Source organism: Hyunsoonleella ulvae (genome assembly GCF_016827605.1).
Lineage (GTDB): Bacteria > Bacteroidota > Bacteroidia > Flavobacteriales > Flavobacteriaceae > Jejuia > Jejuia ulvae.
Window position 1 is genome coordinate 710,817 of sequence record NZ_JAEPJQ010000001.1, and the last position, 18,970, is coordinate 729,786.

The 18,970-nt window shown below is 33.6% G+C and carries 16 protein-coding genes; 7 read left to right on the forward strand and 9 right to left on the reverse strand.

Translation table 11 applies throughout. The annotated features are described in order from the left end of the window. Positions 1-96: 96 nt before the first annotated feature. The gene (locus tag JS605_RS03400) at positions 97-555 is read left to right on the forward strand and encodes a globin family protein (RefSeq protein ID WP_203256257.1); all 459 of its coding nucleotides are present in this window, start codon (positions 97-99) and stop codon (positions 553-555) included. Positions 556-616: 61 nt separating this feature from the next. On the opposite strand, the gene JS605_RS03405 is transcribed toward JS605_RS03400, so the two are convergent. The 3 genes from JS605_RS03405 to JS605_RS03415 are packed head-to-tail and all read right to left on the reverse strand — an operon-like array spanning position 617 to position 2,028. Further along, positions 617-1,225 (reverse strand): NAD(P)-binding domain-containing protein, encoded by a 609-nt coding sequence (locus JS605_RS03405; RefSeq protein WP_203256258.1) that lies wholly within the window; start codon positions 1,223-1,225, stop codon positions 617-619. A 3-nt stretch (positions 1,226-1,228) separates the two neighbouring features. Continuing rightward, complete coding sequence (locus tag JS605_RS03410) at positions 1,229-1,432, reverse strand: hypothetical protein (RefSeq protein WP_203256259.1); 204 nt, start codon at positions 1,430-1,432, stop codon at positions 1,229-1,231. Between the two features lie 14 nt (positions 1,433-1,446). Then, positions 1,447-2,028 (reverse strand): MarC family protein, encoded by a 582-nt coding sequence (locus JS605_RS03415; protein WP_203256260.1) that lies wholly within the window; start codon positions 2,026-2,028, stop codon positions 1,447-1,449. A 107-nt stretch (positions 2,029-2,135) separates the two neighbouring features. Between JS605_RS03415 and JS605_RS03420 the strand changes: the two genes are divergently transcribed. The 3 genes from JS605_RS03420 (at position 2,136) to JS605_RS03430 (ending at position 6,249) form a co-directional block, all read left to right on the forward strand. Then, on the forward strand, positions 2,136-2,708 hold the full coding sequence (locus JS605_RS03420; RefSeq protein ID WP_203256261.1) for a DUF3109 family protein: 573 nt from the start codon (positions 2,136-2,138) through the stop codon (positions 2,706-2,708). 469 nt (positions 2,709-3,177) lie between these two features. Beyond that, positions 3,178-4,452: a ribonucleotide-diphosphate reductase subunit beta gene (locus JS605_RS03425; RefSeq protein ID WP_203256262.1), complete on the forward strand. Its 1,275-nt coding sequence runs from the start codon at positions 3,178-3,180 to the stop codon at positions 4,450-4,452. Between the two features lie 3 nt (positions 4,453-4,455). Next, complete coding sequence (locus tag JS605_RS03430) at positions 4,456-6,249, forward strand: ribonucleoside-diphosphate reductase subunit alpha (protein ID WP_203256263.1); 1,794 nt, start codon at positions 4,456-4,458, stop codon at positions 6,247-6,249. 108 nt (positions 6,250-6,357) lie between these two features. Here the strand turns inward: JS605_RS03430 and ppnP are convergent, their stop codons facing one another. Beyond that, on the reverse strand, positions 6,358-6,639 hold the full coding sequence (gene ppnP / locus JS605_RS03435; RefSeq protein ID WP_203256264.1) for a pyrimidine/purine nucleoside phosphorylase: 282 nt from the start codon (positions 6,637-6,639) through the stop codon (positions 6,358-6,360). Positions 6,640-6,754: 115 nt separating this feature from the next. Next, positions 6,755-7,618 (reverse strand): OmpA/MotB family protein, encoded by an 864-nt coding sequence (locus JS605_RS03440; RefSeq protein WP_203256265.1) that lies wholly within the window; start codon positions 7,616-7,618, stop codon positions 6,755-6,757. 210 nt (positions 7,619-7,828) lie between these two features. Here JS605_RS03440 and JS605_RS03445 point away from each other — a divergent pair, with 210 nt between their 5' ends. Further along, complete coding sequence (locus tag JS605_RS03445) at positions 7,829-10,306, forward strand: outer membrane beta-barrel protein (protein WP_203256266.1); 2,478 nt, start codon at positions 7,829-7,831, stop codon at positions 10,304-10,306. Between the two features lie 14 nt (positions 10,307-10,320). Here JS605_RS03445 and JS605_RS03450 read toward each other — a convergent pair whose 3' ends face one another. Beyond that, complete coding sequence (locus tag JS605_RS03450; protein WP_203256267.1) at positions 10,321-12,600, reverse strand: inorganic phosphate transporter; 2,280 nt, start codon at positions 12,598-12,600, stop codon at positions 10,321-10,323. 288 nt (positions 12,601-12,888) lie between these two features. Here JS605_RS03450 and JS605_RS03455 point away from each other — a divergent pair, with 288 nt between their 5' ends. After that, positions 12,889-13,206, forward strand: coding sequence for a toxin-antitoxin system YwqK family antitoxin (locus tag JS605_RS03455; protein WP_130936336.1), 318 nt, complete (start codon positions 12,889-12,891; stop codon positions 13,204-13,206). A gap of 72 nt (positions 13,207-13,278) precedes the next feature. On the opposite strand, the gene JS605_RS03460 is transcribed toward JS605_RS03455, so the two are convergent. From JS605_RS03460 to JS605_RS03470, 3 genes are all read right to left on the reverse strand, one after another. Next, positions 13,279-14,517, reverse strand: coding sequence for a multidrug transporter (locus JS605_RS03460; RefSeq protein ID WP_203256268.1), 1,239 nt, complete (start codon positions 14,515-14,517; stop codon positions 13,279-13,281). A 55-nt stretch (positions 14,518-14,572) separates the two neighbouring features. Next, positions 14,573-17,386, reverse strand: a complete 2,814-nt coding sequence (locus JS605_RS03465) for a TonB-dependent receptor (RefSeq protein ID WP_203256269.1) — start codon at positions 17,384-17,386, stop codon at positions 14,573-14,575. Positions 17,387-17,663: 277 nt separating this feature from the next. Next, positions 17,664-18,044 (reverse strand): carboxypeptidase-like regulatory domain-containing protein, encoded by a 381-nt coding sequence (locus tag JS605_RS03470; RefSeq protein WP_203256270.1) that lies wholly within the window; start codon positions 18,042-18,044, stop codon positions 17,664-17,666. Positions 18,045-18,250: 206 nt separating this feature from the next. Between JS605_RS03470 and JS605_RS03475 the strand changes: the two genes are divergently transcribed. Next, positions 18,251-18,955, forward strand: a complete 705-nt coding sequence (locus JS605_RS03475) for a queuosine precursor transporter (protein ID WP_203256271.1) — start codon at positions 18,251-18,253, stop codon at positions 18,953-18,955. Positions 18,956-18,970 lie beyond the last annotated feature (15 nt).

Below are 18,970 nucleotides of genomic sequence, written 5' to 3' on the forward strand. Positions count from 1 at the left end.
TAAAAACATGTTTTGGTCTGTCACTATCCATTTTTAATTTATGGATTACCAATTAGTTTCGTTTCCTTAAAATAAACAAAAGCAAACTCAAACCCTATGGAAGCCAAAACAATTGAACTCGTTCAAGGTACATTTAAAAAAGTAGTTCCTATTGCCGATAAAGCAGCAGAAATATTTTATGCTAAACTTTTTGATTTAGATCCAGCATTAAAGCCTTTATTTAAAGGCGACATGAAAGAACAAGGCGCTAAATTGATGAGCATGATTGGGACTGCCGTAAACGGACTTAACAACTTAGAAGCCATAGTTCCAGCAGTACAAAACCTAGGCAGAAACCATGTAGGTTATGGTGTTAAAGATAGTCATTACGACACTGTAGGCACTGCATTAATCTATACCTTAGAAACTGGATTAGGCGATGCATTTACTCCAGACGTTAAAAACGCTTGGGTGGAAGTATACACCGTATTGGCTACAACAATGAAGGATGCTGCCAACGAAGTAGAAATGGCAGTTGCAGAAACCGAAAGCAAACCTTGGTGGAAGTTCTGGTAGGTCAATACAACTTAGAAACATATTAAGCAGAGCAATATCAGAGTCTGCTTTTTTTTTTGAATTAAAACTCTACCTTATCATGCACCTTAGTATGTTTTCCGCCATTCCAAAGGGTTAAAATATCGGTAGCTACCTGCGCACCACTTCCTGAAGCTATGGCAAACTGGCTACGCCACCCAGCTAAAGTACCAGCAACATACAAATTATCTTCAATTAAATGGTCTGTATTTTTCAACCAAATGCGATCTTTTTCCAGTTGGGCCCTGGGATGAGGCTCTACATATACTTCCAAACCTTTAATTCGCATTAAATTGGTATAGCCAACGGCAACCACAACTATTTTTGCTAGGTATGTATTTTTATTAGTTCTAACCTTAAAACCATCCTCCGTTTTTAATACCTCCAATACTTTTTCTTTTTCGATCTGGTTTACATGCGGGTATACATCAGCAAGCTGCTTTTTACCACTTTCTAAAATGGATGCACCAGTGGTTCCGGGCGCTAACCCCAACACGTTATTAAACAATGCGGTTTGTAAATGCGAAGACTTTTGGTGTGTAATAATACCTATAGTTTTATCCTTAGCAAAAGCTTTATGTTTTGCAGAACCCAACACCAAAGCACAGGACATACCTGCAGTGCCACCACCAATAATTAAAGCATCGTACATTGGCTATCGTTTTTGCTTTACCTTTTCTTCAATGCGCTTTGACGTCAACAAAATCAACATTAAAAAGATGGCGCAACACGACGCCAAAATGGTAATGAGCCCTACAATACTCTCACCTTCAAAAAGTGCTTCAAAGTTTAGCTTAGTAGCATTATAAACACCCAAAGCAAAGGCCAAAACTATAATAGTATACGCTATATATTTCATATGTTACGATTTAATTAAGCAAATAAAGCTTTTATGTTATGAGTAAATAATTTCACTGCAATGGCCAACAATACAACGCCAAACACTTTCCTGATAATACTTATGCCATTAGCTCCTAAAAAACGCTCTATCTTAGAAGAAGTCTTTAGTACCAAAAAAATAAAAACAACATTTAAAACTATGGCAATAATAATATTCTGGACTTGAAACTCCGCACGTAACGAAAGCAAAGTCGTTAAACTACCAGGACCAGCCATAAGCGGAAACGCTAATGGGAAAATAGAAGCTGTCATCGGGTTGGTTTCTTCTTGCTTGTATAGTGTAATACCTAAAATCATTTCTAGAGCTATAAAAAACAAAATAAAAGCACCTGCAACAGCAAAGGAATTAACATCAATACCAATTAAATTTAAAATACTTTTTCCCAGAAATAAAAAAAGGATCATAATACAACCAGCAATTAAAGAGGCTTTTCCACTTTGTATATGCCCTACTTTTTTTCGTAAATCAATTACAATAGGAATGTTACCTACAATATCAATTACGGCAAATAACACCATAAAGGCTGTAAAAATTTCTTTAAAATTAAGCTGCATAACTTCAGGAAGTTAATGTTTATACAAAGGTCTATATTTATTATTAAATCGCCATACCAATTACATTGTAAAGTTTAGTTATTTTTGCACTTCAATTTTAGAACAGCATGTTTCAGCTAGGCAAAACCATTGTTTCAGAAGACATTATAAAAGAAGACTTTTTATGCAACTTGAGTGCATGTAAAGGCGCATGCTGTATTGATGGGGATGCTGGAGCTCCTTTAGAGAAAGATGAGGTTAAAATTTTAGAAGACATATACCCTAAGGTAAAGCCATTTTTAAGGGAAGAAGGAAGAAAAGCCATTGAAGACCAGGGTACCTCCATAGTAACCGAAGATGGAGAATTAGAAACACCTCTTATTAATGGTGCTGATTGTGCATATGTTATTTTCGACGAAAATAATGTTGCACTTTGTGGTATTGAAGAAGCTTACAATCAAGGAGAAATCTCTTGGAAGAAACCAATATCCTGCCACTTATACCCAATTCGTGTGACGGATTACACAGAATTTTCTAGTGTAAATTATCATAGATGGCAAATTTGTGATGAAGCCTGCACACTTGGAAAAGAATTACAGATCCCCATCTATAAATTCGTAAAAGAAGCGCTCATAAGAAAATTTGGCGAGGACTGGTATGCCGAATTAGAAAAAGTTGCCGAAGACTTTTTAACATCATAAAAAACAACCTACAAACCACCTTAAAAACCCTTTATTTACAGAGGGTTTTATCTAAAAAACTTTTATTTTTTTTTGTAAACTTTTTAAGATTCTAAAAAACGTAATTCATTGAAAAACAGTGAAATAACTAATTTTTTCTGTAAACTTATTGATTAGCAAGCAGTTATTTGTTTGTTAAAAACTTGTTGAAAACGTTTTTGTATTCCCTTAAAAACATATAAATCATTTTGCAATCTTTGTTGAACTCAATTCTGAGTAAAAACACAATTTTAACTTGTTAATAAACTTGTTAAAAATGTATTTTAAGTTTAACCAAAATACATTTAACAATTTATAATCTTTGTTGAAGGCATTTTACCAAAAGGGTGTTTTTCAATGAATTTTTTAAAAAAATGAGCCTAGTTTGAGGCTTGTTTTACAGGGTTCCCCTGCAGGATTTTGTACGTCAATATTTAACCTATATCAACGCATGGAAATAACACATATCATCAAAAGAGATTACGAAACCACACCTTTCGTACTAGACAAAATTACTAATGCCGTAGAAAAAGCGATGCTTTCGGTAAACCATGGTACACGACAAGATGCCAAAGATATTTCTGATAGGGTATTCGAATCCCTATTGGCAAGAAAAGCTGTAGATGCTAGATATGTTCCCAACGTTGAACAGGTACAGGATATTGTAGAAGACAAACTCATGGATAGTGCTTTTCATGATGCGGCAAAGGCATTTATATTATACAGAGATGAACAGGCTAGAAAACGACAATCCAACATCTTTGAAAAGCGTATTAACCTAAAACCTTATGAGTATCCAGATTTATACGAGTATGTAAATGCGATTAGACATTCGTACTGGATTCATACAGAATTTAACTTTACCAGCGATATTCAGGATTTTAAAGCACAACTTACCCCTACCGAGAAATCTGCCATAAAAAATACTATGCTAGCTATTTCTCAAATAGAAGTAGCGGTTAAATCGTTCTGGGGAGATATCTACCACAAGATGCCAAAACCAGAAATAGGTTCTGTTGGTGCCACGTTTGCAGAAAGCGAAGTACGCCATCACGATGCCTATTCACATCTATTGGAGATCTTAGGCTTAAATGCAGAGTTTAAAGCCCTTAAGAAGAAGCCCGTAATCATGAGACGTGTACACTACTTAGAAACCGCCCTCAAAAACTCTAAGAGTGAAAACATTCAAGAATATGCAGAATCTATTTTATTATTCTCACTTTTTATTGAGCATGTATCGTTGTTCTCCCAGTTTTTGATCATTATGGCATTTAATAAACATAAGAACATGCTTAAAGGCATATCAAATGTTGTTGAGGCCACATCAAAAGAAGAACAAATACATGGCGATTTTGGTATAGACGTTATTAAAATCATCAAAAAAGAAAATCCAAGTTGGTTTGGGGAAGATTATAATGCAAAAATACAAACCATTTGCATGGAAGCTTATAAAGCCGAAAGCGATATCATCGACTGGATTTTTGAAGACGGAGAATTAGACTTCCTTCCAAAAAACGTTGTAAACGAATTTATTAAAAAACGTTTTAACGACTCCTTAGAAAGTATAGGCATTGATAAAGTATTTGAAGTAAACAACGAATTAATAGCTCAAACCGAATGGTTTGATGACGAAATTATCGGAACCAAGCACGGCGATTTCTTTGTAAAACGATCCATTAACTACAGCAAAAGAACTAAAAGTATAACTAGCGACGACCTTTTTTAAACCATGAAAATCAAAAACCACCAACAACAAGAGCAAAAAACAGAACAATCTCAATACGATCAACTTCTTAATGCCAGAAAAGAGCAAATTAAGAATGCAAATCAAACCCAAACAGCACCAAAATTTGAATGGTTAACAGAAAATAGCCGTAAATTTTTAGCATCAGGGTATTTAACTGATGATGCTACACCTGAAGAACGCATTCGTGAAATAGCAGACAGAGCCGAACAAATTTTAAAAATTGATGGCTTTTCAGATAAATTTTACGGATACATGGCAGAAGGCTTTTTCTCTTTAGCATCTCCAGTATGGTCTAATTTTGGGAAAAAGAGAGGTTTACCAATAAGTTGTTTTGGCTCTAATATTGCTGATGACATGGGTAATATTCTATATACCCAATCTGAAGTAGGAATGATGTCTAAACTAGGAGGTGGTACTTCAGGGTACTTTGGAAACTTAAGACATAGAGGTGCGCCAGTAAAAAATAACGGATCGTCTTCTGGTGCGGTACACATTATGCAACTTTTTGAAAAAATGGTAGATGTTGTGAGCCAAGGATCTGTAAGAAGAGGACGTTTTTCTCCATATTTACCTGTAGAGCACCCAGATATAAATGAGTTCCTAGAAATTGGTACAGAAGGTAATTCTATCCAAGAATTAACACATGGTATTTCTGTGACTGATAAATGGATGGAAGAGATGATTGAAGGTGATGTTGAGAAACGTTCTATTTGGGCCAAAGTAATACAACGTCGTGGAGAAATAGGATATCCATACATTTTCTTTAAAGATCATGCTAATAACCAAGCGGCAGATGTATATAAAGAAAATAATCATAAAATTGTAGCTAGTAATTTATGTACAGAAATTATGCTACCTTCAAACGACCAATGGTCTTTTGTATGTGTATTATCATCAGTAAACCTATTGCATTATGATAAATGGAAAGATACCGATGCTGTTGAAACCATGGTATATTTCTTAGATGCTGTTATTACCGAATTTACCGAAAAATTAGAAGAATACAGGGACTCTGATGATCTAGATGACAGACAGACATTTATGTTCATGGAGCGTGCCTATAATTTTGCAAAATCAAACAGAGCATTAGGTTTAGGAGCATTAGGTTGGCATTCATTATTACAGTCTAAAATGCTACCATTTGATAGCCAGGAAGCTTTCAATTTAAATAGTGAGATATTTAAAACGATAGAAGAGAAATCGTATAAAGCATCAAAAGAATTAGCCACTCTATTTGGCGAACCAGAAGTGTTAAAAGGGTATGGTAGACGCAACGCCACACTAAACGCCATTGCGCCAACAACATCTTCGGCATTTATTTTAGGACAAGTATCTCAAGGTATCGAGCCTATTTGGTCTAACATTTATGTAAAGGATATTGCAAAAATTAAAACAACGATTAAGAATCCTTACTTGTTAAATCTATTAGAAGAAAAAGGCTTAAACACGCCTGAGATATGGCGCAGCATTCGTGATCATGACGGATCTGTACAACACTTAGAAGAAGAGTTAACAGAACTTGAACGTGATGTGTTTAAAACCTATTCTGAAATAGACCAGCTAACTATTGTATATCAAGCGGCAAACAGACAAAATCATATAGACCAAGGACAGTCTGTAAATATTATTGTGCATCCAGATATGCCTGTGAAAGACATTAACAAAATTTATGTTACGGCATGGAAACTAGGATTAAAGTCGCTATACTATCAACACAGTATGAATGCCGCTCAAAAATTCAAACAGAAAAAAGAGTGTGCGAGTTGTGAAGGATAAACAATTTCCTGATTTGTGAGGAAGTTATAAATTAAAAAAAAGCATCATATCCCAAGGAATGATGCTTTTTTATTTAAAATAACTGTATTGTAATTGCTCCTGTAAAAACTATGCGTATTTACACAAATAAGACGTCTGGCTCGAAACTTTTACAGTAAATTTCTCGTTGGCTTCGATGTCATAACTTTCTCCAGCCGTAAAGGTTTTCCATTCATTAGAATTTGGAAGTTTTACAAGCATCTCGCCTTCAATAACCGTCATAGTTTCATGAGTACTAGTTCCAAACTCGTATTCGCCTTCTTCCATTACACCTATAGTAGAGTTTCCTGTATTAAATTTATAGCCTAATGATTTTACATTACCATCAAAATATTCGTTTACTGGAATCATAATAATTAGTTTTAAATTAAGTTGGCAAATATAGTTTTTTGTCAAACGCTACACACCACAAAAAAAGCACTTCAACAACGTGAAGTGCTTTTCTAATTTTAGATAAATGGATTAATTAATCTAAGATGTTATGTTCTGCAATAGTAGTATCGTTTTCAGACATTAAAGCAAAAAACTTATCTATGTTTGGTAAAATAATAATTTTTGTACGTCTATTTTTTGCTCTGTTTTCTCTAGAATCATTCTCTGCAATTGGTTGATAACTACTTCTCCCAGCTGCAATTAACTGTTCTGGAGATACATTATATTTTTCTTGGAGTTTACGCACTACTGAAGTAGCTCTCATCACACTTAAGTCCCAGTTGTCAGCAAGAAATTCTGTGTTAATGGTTCTTGCATCTGTATGCCCTTCTACCATAATATCCAAACTAGGTTCTGAATTGATAACATCAGCTAATTTTTTAAGTACAGTATCCGCTTTAGGACTTAATCTGTAACTCCCAGTATTAAATAACATGTTATCTGCAATAGAAATCATTACCACAGTTTCATTAATATTTACGGCGAAATCCTCATCTTCATCAATATTACTTTCACTAATAGCTTTTTCTAAGTTGTAAGCAACAGCCAAATTCATAGAATCTTTAAGCGTCTCTGCTTGTGCTAACTTTTCTGCATCAACATTTTTAAGCGTTTCTCGCATTTTTAATTTCGTATCGTTAGAAATTACAGCAACATTTCCAACAGCATCTAGTTTTACATCATTTTCTTGTTTAAGCGATGCTATTTTAGAATTGTACGTCTCAACTCTAGCTTGAATTTTGTCGAATTTTGCTTCTAAATCTTCTTTAGCAACTCTAGTTTTTTGTAATTCGCTTTTAATTTCGCCATTCTCCTGCTGTAAGGCTATGTATTTCTTCTTTGAAACACAAGACAATGTAACTACTGCAATTAAAAGTGTAATAGAAAATTTTTTCATAATAATAACTTTAGGTTTGTCACATATACGATAAAAGTGTTGTTTTGGACGTTGAAATACTATTTTATTTTCAGAAAAACACAGATACATGTTCTTTAATTACATAACGAAAAAATTAAGTCCCTAATACCTCTATTTTAATACCATAACCAATGCTTAACCCATAGGTTTATTTACATTTGTGTTGGCTTTTTAAACAAAGGAACTTATATGCTATTACATCAAAAATCTATTTTAATACTTATTGGTTATTTACTTCTAACCTACAATGGTTTTTCGCAAATAAAAGGTGTAATAGTTGACGAACAAAACACACCCCTAGAGTATGCTACTGCTGCTTTGTTTGAATTAAAAAATGGAACTTTAATAGCTGGAGTAATATCAGATAACAATGGTGCTTTTACTTTTAAAAACATTAAAAAAGGAAGCTATTATTTGGAAGCTTCTTTTTTAGGTTACGAAAAAAAGCGAATTGAGAACATTACTATTACAAAAAAAGGAGAGGCCATTGATGTAGGGACTATACAATTGGTATTAGGCACACAATTAAATGAAGTGGTTGTAAATGCAGAAAAAAAATCTGTGGTAAATAAAATTGACCGGCAAATTTTTGAAGCTTCAAAGTTTAAAAATGCCCAGGGTGGCTCTGGAATTGATGTTATTAGAAACTTACCATCCGTAAGCATAGACAGTCAAGGAGAAATTACTGTTCGTGGTAGTTCTGGTTTTGTGGTATTGTTAAACGGTAAACCAATTCAAGGGAGTGCAACCAACCTTATAGCGCAGCTGCCAGCCAATGCAATAAAAAAAGTTGAAGTAATCACGGCCCCATCTGCCAAGTACGACCCAGAGGGCAAAGCTGGAATTATTAATATTTTAACTAATAAAGGTGTAACAAATGGAGCCTTTGGACAAGTAAATATTAAGGGCGGTTTACCATCCATTGAAACGTATGGTAACGATGTATCACATAAACGCCATGGTATTGATGCCACGTATAATGTTAGAAATGATATCTGGAACATCTCTTTAGGTGTAAATTATCAAAGAAATGATTTAGGTGGAAGGCGAGAAGGCGATGTGTTTACAATTATAAATGATACCCTAACACGTTTCCCATCAACAGGCGAACGTAGTTTTGACGAAACCAATTATAGTGGCCGTTTTACTTTAGATTTTACACCCAACGAAACCAACATCTTTTCCTTTGGTTTTTTTGCAGGAAAACGAAGCAAGGCACGTTTAGCTGATATCGTATATTTTGATAATCATGCTGTAACACCCGCAAACAGTAATAATAGAGATTATACATTCCAGTATTTTAATCACAACCTTAGAGAACGCAAAGGCGATTTTATTTTAGGAAGTTTAGACTGGATACATAGTTTTAAAAATAGTTCAGAATTATCTGCATCACTACTTTATGAGTATACGCTTTTGGGTGGACCAACGGTAAATCAAAACTTAGGAGAGCCTGATCGTTCTATTTTATTTCAAGATGAATTTAATACTAATGACAATCCGCTTAACGGGGTACGTTTTCAATTAGATTACAAATTCAAACCTTTTAATTTTGGTACTCTAGAAACAGGATATCAATACAGGGACTTAACCCATACGGGGGATTTTATTTATGAAAGACGTACTAGTTTTAATGATGATTTTGAGTTGGTTCCGGAATTTTCAAGTGAAGTAGATTTAGAAAGAACCATTCACTCTGGGTATATTCAATTTTCAGGACAAAACGGAAACTGGGAATATGCTGCCGGATCTCGATTAGAAGTGATGGATAGATCGTTCCGATTAAAAGACAAAACCAATACTGTTGATGAAACTTTGAATTACGATTTTGTAAGACTCTACCCGTCCGCTTCATTTCAATATACAATCAATAGGAGTACAAAAATAAAAGCTGCTTATAGCAAACGTGTGGAACGTAATTCTACATTTAAAATGAACCCGTTTGCTGAACGTGAGCATTCTGAAACCCTAGAACAAGGCGATAAAAATTTAAGACCCGAGTTTATTGATTTAGTTGAGATAGGCGTGACCAAAGATTTAAAAGGTGGCAATTCTATTTTTGCAACCGGGTATTTTAGACATATTAATAACGTAGTAAACCGGGTTAATACAGTATTTAATGATACTATTTTAAATAGAATATATTCTAATGTTGGAAATGCCAAAGCTATTGGGCTAGAACTAGGTGCAACATTAAAGCCCACCAAAACGTGGAGCAATTTTATAGGCGCAAATATTTATAATTACAGCATCAAAGGTAATTTTGATAACAGGACTATCAATAATGATGCTACAATTTATTCCATTAATCTAAATTCAACATGGCAATTTTGGGATAATGCATCACTTCAGTTTACATTTAATTATCTATCTGATAGAAATACAGCTCAAGGCGAAGATTCTCGATTTTACTCACCCAATCTTACATTCCAAAAATCATTTATGAATAATAGGCTTACTGCAACGCTACAATGGCAGCATATAGATTTAGGGTTGCTGGACACTAACGAACAGCGCATTACCACCGCTAGGGCAAATGAGTTTTTTACAACCACTAATTACATTTATGAAGTGGACATGATTATATTAAACCTATCTTATACCTTTAAACAAGGTAAAAACAAATCGACCTTTATAGATAGTGAATTTGGGAAAAAGGAATTTTAAAGTAAAACGTTTTATTATTCCTCTTGATCTGTGATAGTAGCAGGTTTTACACTAGCATCGTGTGCATTATGGTATTCATCTAGTAACGACCAAGTCGCTTTTAACAAGTCTTTAGTTTCGAGTAACAGACTAAAATACAACGTTGTGTTTTTAGGACTCGATTCTTCTGATCTTGTTCTTTCTACTTGCTTTTGGATCTTATCTGTAACTAAATCAAAAAACTTATTTTTTTCACTTAAAATTATCCCGATTTCTTCAAATGTCTCTGTATCAAATGCCTTTCTAGTGTGCTCAAAAAGCTGCTCTAAATGGGAATCTATTTCTTTTAACTCTTTTATCTGGCTAAACTTAAGCTTCTTATGGTTATTGTTAACATGTTTAAAACTAGCGTTAGATATATATGTTAAAGACTGTGCCATATCTTGAAGATACCCTAAAACACTTATGTAAAAATTACTGGCATTTACACTGGGATCTTCAAGGTTTTTTATGAAGTAATAGATGTTATCCTTTAAATCGTCTATTTCATAAGACAATTTCTCTATTTGTTTTTTATTCTTCTTTAAATCTTTAAGGTTATGGGTAGCCAAACCATTTACCGCACTGGTGTAAATCTTGTTACCGCGTCTTACTACATTTGCAATATTACTGGCGCTCTCTACAATAACCCCTTGCGTAGAACTACTCTCTGCTTTTTGCAATGTATCTTCTTCCTTTAATTCCTTTGACTGTTTACGGTGTGTTAAGTAGTTTTTTATAAGGAGTGCAGTTGCCAAAATTAACAAACCAGTTAACGCATAACCTTTTCCAAAATAAAGGATAAAAGCCATAATGGCTGCAGCGACAAAAGCACTAAACGCAGTAAAAAACCATCCTCCTATTACATTAAGCACACCTGCAACGCGGTACACAGCACTTTCAGCGCCCCAAGCACGGTCTGCCAAAGAGGTTCCCATGGCTACCATAAACGTAACATAGGTAGTAGATAACGGTAACTTCATAGAAGTTGCAATAGAGATTAATACACTAGCTACCATCAAATTTACAGATGCTCTTACCAAATCAAACGCAGGTTTATCCTTAGCTTTTACTGCAGCATTGTAATTACTTTGCGTAAATTGTTTATCAATGTATTTTTTTGCCGATTCTGATAGCAAACTGTTAAATTGGTTAGAGGCATTAATACTTAGTCTCACAATATTTCTAGATAGGAAATTAGGTTCAAAACGCTCATTAACCTCATCCTGCCTAGAAAGGTCTACCGATGTTTTTACAACCGCTTTAGCCTTACTAGAAAACCATAACGTTAACACCATTACTAAGCCTGCAATAAGCAGTAAGTATGGTTCTGTTGCTACCGGTTCGCTTAAAGCCAACATTGGGAAATTTGTGGGTAAAACGGAGCTTACAGACCATGCTTCAAACGAATTATATGCAGCAATAGGCACTCCAATAAAATTAACTAAATCGTTACCTGCAAAGGCTACAGCAAGAGCAAAAGTCCCAATAACAATAATTATCTTATAAATATTTAGCTTAAAAAATTGTATTAAAGCCATCGATACCAAGGTAAAAACCAGAAAACTAATAGCTATTAAAGCTAAATTATTTTCAGCAATTAAGGTTTTTATATCACTGCTCATAAAAGATGCATTTTTAATACCCTTGATTAAAATGAAATACAAAATTGATGTGATAGCAAAACCACTAAAAATAGCACCAAAAAACTTAGGCTTACTTGAAAAATCGAATGACAACAATAATCTTGAAACAAACTGGATAATGGCTCCAATGGTAAATGCTACTATTACAGAAAGTAGAATACCTAGTATAATTTCAATAGCTTTCTCGTTATTTATATAATTACCTAGATCTAAAATAGTTTGCTGGCTATCTTTAGACATTATTTTAATAATCGCAATACACACAGAGGCACCTAAAAGCTCAAATACGATAGAAACCGTTGTAGAGGTTGGCAGCCCAAGTGTATTGAAAAAATCCAGAAGTAATATATCTGTAATCATTACAGCCATAAAAATGACCATAATTTCATCAAACATAAATTCGCCTGGATTAAAAATACCTTTCCTAGCTACCTCCATCATACCGCTAGATGTAAGTGCTCCTACGGCAACACCTAAACTGGCAACTATCATGATGGTTTTAAATGAAACGGCTTTCGACCCTATAGCTGAATTAAGAAAATTTACAGCGTCGTTACTAACACCTACTATTAAATCTGCAATTGCCAAAAATGCCAAGGCAACTAGCATGTAGATATATATGTTCTCCATGTATTAAGCTAGAAAAATTTAATAAGCAAATGTCTTATTTTAAAATGAACTCTATGTTAACGGAATGTTATGTTCTAACTGTATACGATTGAATAAAAGATACTATATTCTAATATAAAATCGGTCTTGAGGAAATTCAATGTTAAGAAATGCTATTTTTAAATATTTTAATCATTTGACAAACAAGTGCTTGCAGGTTTAATGTTAATTTAATGTTACGTTAATGTTTTGAAAAAGTAAAATAAATACTATATTTGTAAAGTAATTATTAATTAAAACCCCACAGACATGAAAAAATATATAACAATTTTAGCTGCTTTATTTATAAGTGCTTCAGTATTTGCTCAAAAAGAGAGAACATTAACCTTAAATAAAGAAACAAATTTAATTGACGTTGTTTATTATCACGATAACGGAGAGGTAAGCCAAACAGGATCTTACACCGCTGATGGTAAACTTCAAGGACAATGGATTAGTTATAATGAGGCAGGAGAAAAGACAGTTACCGCATATTACAAAGAAGGTAAAAAAGTTGGCAAGTGGACTTATATAATAGATGGCAAATTAAAAGAGGTTGATTATTCTAAAAATGTGGCCTCTCTATAAACTCCAAACTAGATAAAGACAAAAAGCATCACGATAACGTGATGCTTTTTTATGTCTTAAAAATGTAAAATACTATCTAGTCCAACCAGATCCCCAAGTTGCAAAATCAGTACCCGTACCGTTACCTTCACCAGAAATTAAATCTCCTTCTGTTAAAGTATCAACACCAGTATCATTTTTAAACTTTGTGGTTACATCTACAAATGTTACATTGTTAACCTGTAACTCATCATCAACAATCGCTTGACCCGTTGGATCTGAAGTATCATTGCCGTCAATATCAAACGCTTCTCCAAAACCAGTGATACTTATATTTGTAAAAATAGCCGCTGTACCTCTTCTTAAACGAACAGCTTCGTATGCAGTTGGATCAATTATTTTACCATCTTGAAATGTATTATCTGATCCTACACCAACAATAGTTACATTAGTTACAGTTGGGCTAGAAAAGAAAATTGGGTTTGAATTGTTCCCAAAATCATCATTATATCCATCACACTCAAACGCTTTATCAGAGTTGAAAGTTTCTGTTGGGTTTTGGATATGTTGAATATAAGCATCAGTGATTGTACCTGAATACCCTTCAGTCCAATCGATAGAATCATCTTGTAAATTCATTACAGCAACATGGCTAACATTTACAGTTCCACCAAAGAACTCAACACCGTCATCTTTACCTTCGTAGATTTGGATGTAATCTACCTGAGTACCATTACCTACACCATAAAAAGACAAACCGTTGTTTTCTGATTGACCATCAGCAGAACCGCCAGAATATTCAATTCTTAAATATTTTAACGAACCAGAATTGTCACCTGCTTCATTACCACCGTAAGGTAAACCAGCGATTTCAGAAGTAGAGGTTGCAGTACCAGTTACAGAGTTAATAGGTGCTTTTCCTAAAAGGATTAAACCTCCCCAGTCTCCAGCTTCAGGATTAGAAGCATCTGAAGTAAATACAATTGGATTATCCGCTGTTCCTTCTGCTATAATTTGAGCTCCTTGAGATATAGCTACATAAACGTCAGATCCAGCTGCAAGAGCTTCAATTGTCATACCTGCAGGAATAGTTAGTGTTGCACCATCAGCTATTACTAAAGAACCATTGATTTTATAATTTTTATTAGCATCTAATGTTAAGTCATTAGTATATGTTCCTGATAAAAATACATCTGTATCTACTGGAGTACCACCTCCATTACCAGCATTATTATTAGTAATGTTTAATACAATATCTGCTGTATCATCGTTAGCGCAAGACGTAAAAAGTAACGTTAATGCAACTAAACTTAGTAAAAGGTTATTTCTCATTTTCATTTTGATTTAAATATTAAAGTTTTTTGTTCGTTATTGATTTATTTAATTATTAAAAATTGTATTTAAATTGAAGGCCAATAGTAATACCTCTTTGGAAACTAGAAAGTAAAACATCTCCATCACCAGTATTTTCACGTATCATTTCTACTTTTGGATCTAATAGGTTTTTGGCACTAAAGTTTATTTCTGTCTTTTCTCCTAACTTGTTTTTAAGGATGAAATCTAAAGTAGGTACTGCTTTTTCAATTACATTTCCAACATCACCAGATCCTAAAGAAAATATTCTATCAGAAGAATAATTGAAAACTAAATTAGCAGCTGGCTTAAAGTTTTCGCTGATTGTAGGTTTAAAACTTAAGTCTGCATTTACAATAATTGGAGATGCTCCTTCCAATTCATCTGTATCTCTGTTAAATGATGTTCCATAAGACCCTTCAATAGAGTTATAAAGATCTTGTTCTGTATGCATATAAGTGAAGTTAAAACCAGAGGAAAGAATAGCGTCTTCATCTTCATTTAGTATTAAATTTTTTCTTAACTCAATTTCAGCTCCTAAAATCTCTGCTTTCTCACCTGTTCTAAAATAACGCTGGGTTCCTGTAGCGTCTGCAGCAAGTACTAAGTTAATAGGATCGTTAATTTGCTTGGCAAATACGCCTACAGAAAGTACTTCACTTTTACTAATAAACCATTCGTATTTTAAATCAAGATTGTAAATATCTGAATATGATTTATCGGTAAGATTTACACCAGTACGTGTTCCTAGTAAGTCTTGGTTACCACCAATTCTGTAACTAATACCCTCGTAAACAAATGGTGCAATTTCTTTAAATTCTGGAACCGATACTGTTTTACTAACTGCAAAACGTAAATTCTGGTCATCAGTAATAGCATATTTAACGTTTAAACTTGGCAATATGAAGTTTTCAGAAGACTCAGAAAAACCAGGATCATTAGGTCGCAAGTTAATAGCATCATACTCGATACGTTGATTAAAGTTTTCAACACGCACTCCTGGAATTACTAACCATTTTTCACTAAGGTTTATCTCGGCTGAAACATAACCTGCATAGATATCTTGAACACCCTTATAAGTATTCTCTAAGTTTCCTGGGAAATTAGTCTGGGTAACACCGTTAATTGGATCTATTGGATTAAACACATGTGTTTGATACACACCATCTAGAAAATTCTGTAAGTTGAATATGCTATTAAAATTAGTGATACTATTTATACCAAAAGTAGATGTGTTGATGTTTTTATAACCGTAACGAATGTTATCAAAATGCCTCTCTCTTGTTTTCCCATCGTAACCAATAATCAACTTTACAGTTTCAGTAGGTTTGTAAGAAAGGGATAATCTACTGTTTAACTCTTCATCCTCAATATTTTGAAAATAACGCTGGTTATTAAAATTGTTATTTTGATCAAAACTAGGTACTGTATTAGGGTCTGTGTCTAATAAATTATCATAACCTAATAATGAAAAACGCTTTCTGTCTGGCTCATGAGCAAATACGCGGTTATGCCCTATACCCCACTCTACAGCTATTTTATCATCAAATTTATGCTCACCAATTAATTGATTTACTAATACAATATCTTGGTTAAACTGTAAGTTACTCTGAAAATATCCACTTGGCTCATCAGAGAAATCATATAGAATTCCATTCCCCCCAGTTCCATAAAAACCTACTTGATCAGACGAACTATTAATGGCCAAAGAAGATAATTTTAATTTATGGTCGCTATTAATTCTATACAACGCTGTTGCCATTGCTGTAGAGGTTGTGGAATAATCATATTGTTCAGTTTCTGGAAACAGCTTGTTATAACCAGCAGTATAATCTGCAACCAAACCTTCCCTGTAAGAGAAGCTATTATCGAATGAAGCTGTTACAAACAGACTTAAACGAGAGTCATCTTTAAATGTGAATGATTTCCCTCCAGAAAGACTAATCCCCATATTAATAGCTGGTGTTTCAGCTTCAATTGGATCTACTCCGTGGGATAAAATAACAGCAAACGGATTGTGATTATATCTAGCATAGTCCCCAACATATCCTGGGCCTTCATTTCTTAAAAAAGTTTTTCCAACTGCTCTAGAGTTTACAGAAGCACCAAGAGCAACATCAAAAAATCCTTGACCAGTGTATTCTTTAGAAGTAATATCTATATTACCAGCTGAGAAATCGCCATAAAATCTTGCTGAATACGCTTTACTTACACCAACGTTTTCAATAACATCAGACGAAAATAAATTCAAATCGATATTTTTCTTATTGACGTCATTGGAAGGAAGTGACAAACCATTCATGGTACTGTTTAAATAACGGTCACCCAAACCACGCACATAAACGCTATTAGAACCTTCTTGCTTAGATATTCCTGAAATTTTAGCAACAGCGCCTGCAGCATCACTAACACCTTTTCTGGAGAGTTCCTGAGCTCCAATACTCTGCTTTATAGCAACAGCATTTTTTTGTTCTAATAATAATGCTGTTTCACTTTCGCGCTTAGTGGTAGTTGTTATAACAACCTCATCAAGCGATGCTGCACTAGCCCCCATTACCACATTAAGTTCTTTAACCTCTCCAGCAATAATCGTTATTTCTATTTCTTGAGTTTCATAACCAACAAAACTAAAAATCAAGGTATAAGTTCCAGCATCTAAATCTGCCAATTCATATAAACCATCAAAATCTGAGGTGGTTCCTTTTGTTGTGCCTTTTATTAATACGTTTGCAAACGCTAAAGGCTCATTATTATATTCTTTATCTGTTAATTTTCCTTTAACAGATCCTGTTTGCGCATAAGACAGCACAGTTGTAAAGAGTAGTAATAATAGTGTAAAATGTCTCATTATTTTGTTTAAATTTCTCGCTGCAAAGAAACTACCGTTTTGTAAACATTGTGTTACCTGACGATTAAAGAACTGTAATAAAAGTGTTAGCTTAACATTACCTAAAAGCTACTTTTTTAACAAGAAAGTTTACGGTTAGTTAACATTGCCTACAAAACACCTTGTTAACTTGAAAATTAGCTTCTATTATTATTTAATAGTCTAAAAAACAAAAGTCCTTTTTGTAAATACAAAAAGGACTTTTACTTATGCTAACTAAAAAATCTTCTAGTTGTTTCTAGTTGTTTTTTGTAGTAGTATTTTTTTGTTCTGAAGAAGCGTATACCATTGTTAAATCATCAAGAGATAAAACACTAGCACCTAATGATAATGTTATAGTATTTGTGTTTTTAGAATTTACTTCAGCTTTAATTTCTTTTGTTTCATATCCAGTGAAACTACAAACCAAAGTATAACTCCCTTCTTTTATGTTATCAAACTTAAAAACACCTTTTTCATCCGTCATCACTCTAGCTCCTGTTTCTTTTATAGTAACTTTGGCAAATAGTAGTGGATTATCACCTTCCTCTGCATCTGTAATTTTTCCATTAATAGTCCCGTTTTGTGCAGATGCAAACATCGTTACAAATAAAACCATAGTGAATAGAAAATGTTTCATAATTACTTTATCAAATTATTTGGTGCAAATAAACTAGTTTATTGTAATTAAGATGTTACCAAAGCATTAATCCTAAATGATTAAAATGTTACCCTAATGTTAAGAGATTAGACAATCATCTTTAGAGTAAAACTAATTGCGAATAATAAAAATAAGCTCCTATTAAGAACACATATAATAAAATGCTAAATTAGCTAAGAAGAAAGATGACACAAAAAGACAAACTTAGCGCTCAACGTATTTACTTAATTTTAGGAGGCTTGTTTATCACATCCTTGGTGGTATCTAACCTTATTTTTCAAAAGTTTTTTTATTGGCACCCGTTTGATATTGAGATTTTTGGAAGTAAGCTGTTTGAAATTTCAGTTGGTATCCTACCTTATCCCATTACATTTTTAATTACAGATTTAATAAGTGAAATCTATGGTAAAAAACGAGCTAATGATGTAGTAGTGGTTGGTATTTTTGCTTCATTGTTTTCATTGTTAATTATTTATGTAGCTATGCAGGTTCCTGCTACCTCTTGGTCTTATGTGGGTAATTTTTTGTTTGGTAGAGTTTTTGGAAATTCAGCTATAGCTGTATTCGCCAGTATGCTTACTTATTTATTTGCACAGTTTGTAGACATACAAATCTATCACTTCTGGAAACGCTTAACCAAAGGTAAACACCTTTGGCTACGCAATAATTTTTCTACATGGTTCTCGCAATTTGTAGACACCTTTACCATAGTATTTTTATTGTGCTCGTTTGGCATTATAGATTGGGCTAATTTTAAAGGCTTACTGGTTAGCGGATTCTTATTCAAGGTTTTTGTTGCTGTTTTAGATACACCGCTACTTTATTTAGGTGTGTTTTTATTTAGAAAACGCTTTAATTTAAAAGTAAACCAAGAGATAGATTTACTGTAACCATACCTGCTAGCA

Excerpts from the sequence above, each read along its gene's own strand:
- JS605_RS03400 (WP_203256257.1), top strand. The coding sequence starts at position 97 with ATGGAAGCCAAAACAATTGAACTCGTTCAAGGTACATTTAAAAAAGTA.
- JS605_RS03405 (WP_203256258.1), bottom strand. The coding sequence starts at position 1,225 with ATGTACGATGCTTTAATTATTGGTGGTGGCACTGCAGGTATGTCCTGT.
- JS605_RS03410 (WP_203256259.1), bottom strand. The coding sequence starts at position 1,432 with ATGAAATATATAGCGTATACTATTATAGTTTTGGCCTTTGCTTTGGGT.
- JS605_RS03415 (WP_203256260.1), bottom strand. The coding sequence starts at position 2,028 with ATGCAGCTTAATTTTAAAGAAATTTTTACAGCCTTTATGGTGTTATTT.
- JS605_RS03420 (WP_203256261.1), top strand. The coding sequence starts at position 2,136 with ATGTTTCAGCTAGGCAAAACCATTGTTTCAGAAGACATTATAAAAGAA.
- JS605_RS03425 (WP_203256262.1), top strand. The coding sequence starts at position 3,178 with ATGGAAATAACACATATCATCAAAAGAGATTACGAAACCACACCTTTC.
- JS605_RS03430 (WP_203256263.1), top strand. The coding sequence starts at position 4,456 with ATGAAAATCAAAAACCACCAACAACAAGAGCAAAAAACAGAACAATCT.
- ppnP (WP_203256264.1), bottom strand. The coding sequence starts at position 6,639 with ATGATTCCAGTAAACGAATATTTTGATGGTAATGTAAAATCATTAGGC.
- JS605_RS03440 (WP_203256265.1), bottom strand. The coding sequence starts at position 7,618 with ATGAAAAAATTTTCTATTACACTTTTAATTGCAGTAGTTACATTGTCT.
- JS605_RS03445 (WP_203256266.1), top strand. The coding sequence starts at position 7,829 with ATGCTATTACATCAAAAATCTATTTTAATACTTATTGGTTATTTACTT.
- JS605_RS03450 (WP_203256267.1), bottom strand. The coding sequence starts at position 12,600 with ATGGAGAACATATATATCTACATGCTAGTTGCCTTGGCATTTTTGGCA.
- JS605_RS03455 (WP_130936336.1), top strand. The coding sequence starts at position 12,889 with ATGAAAAAATATATAACAATTTTAGCTGCTTTATTTATAAGTGCTTCA.
- JS605_RS03460 (WP_203256268.1), bottom strand. The coding sequence starts at position 14,517 with ATGAGAAATAACCTTTTACTAAGTTTAGTTGCATTAACGTTACTTTTT.
- JS605_RS03465 (WP_203256269.1), bottom strand. The coding sequence starts at position 17,386 with ATGAGACATTTTACACTATTATTACTACTCTTTACAACTGTGCTGTCT.
- JS605_RS03470 (WP_203256270.1), bottom strand. The coding sequence starts at position 18,044 with ATGAAACATTTTCTATTCACTATGGTTTTATTTGTAACGATGTTTGCA.
- JS605_RS03475 (WP_203256271.1), top strand. The coding sequence starts at position 18,251 with ATGACACAAAAAGACAAACTTAGCGCTCAACGTATTTACTTAATTTTA.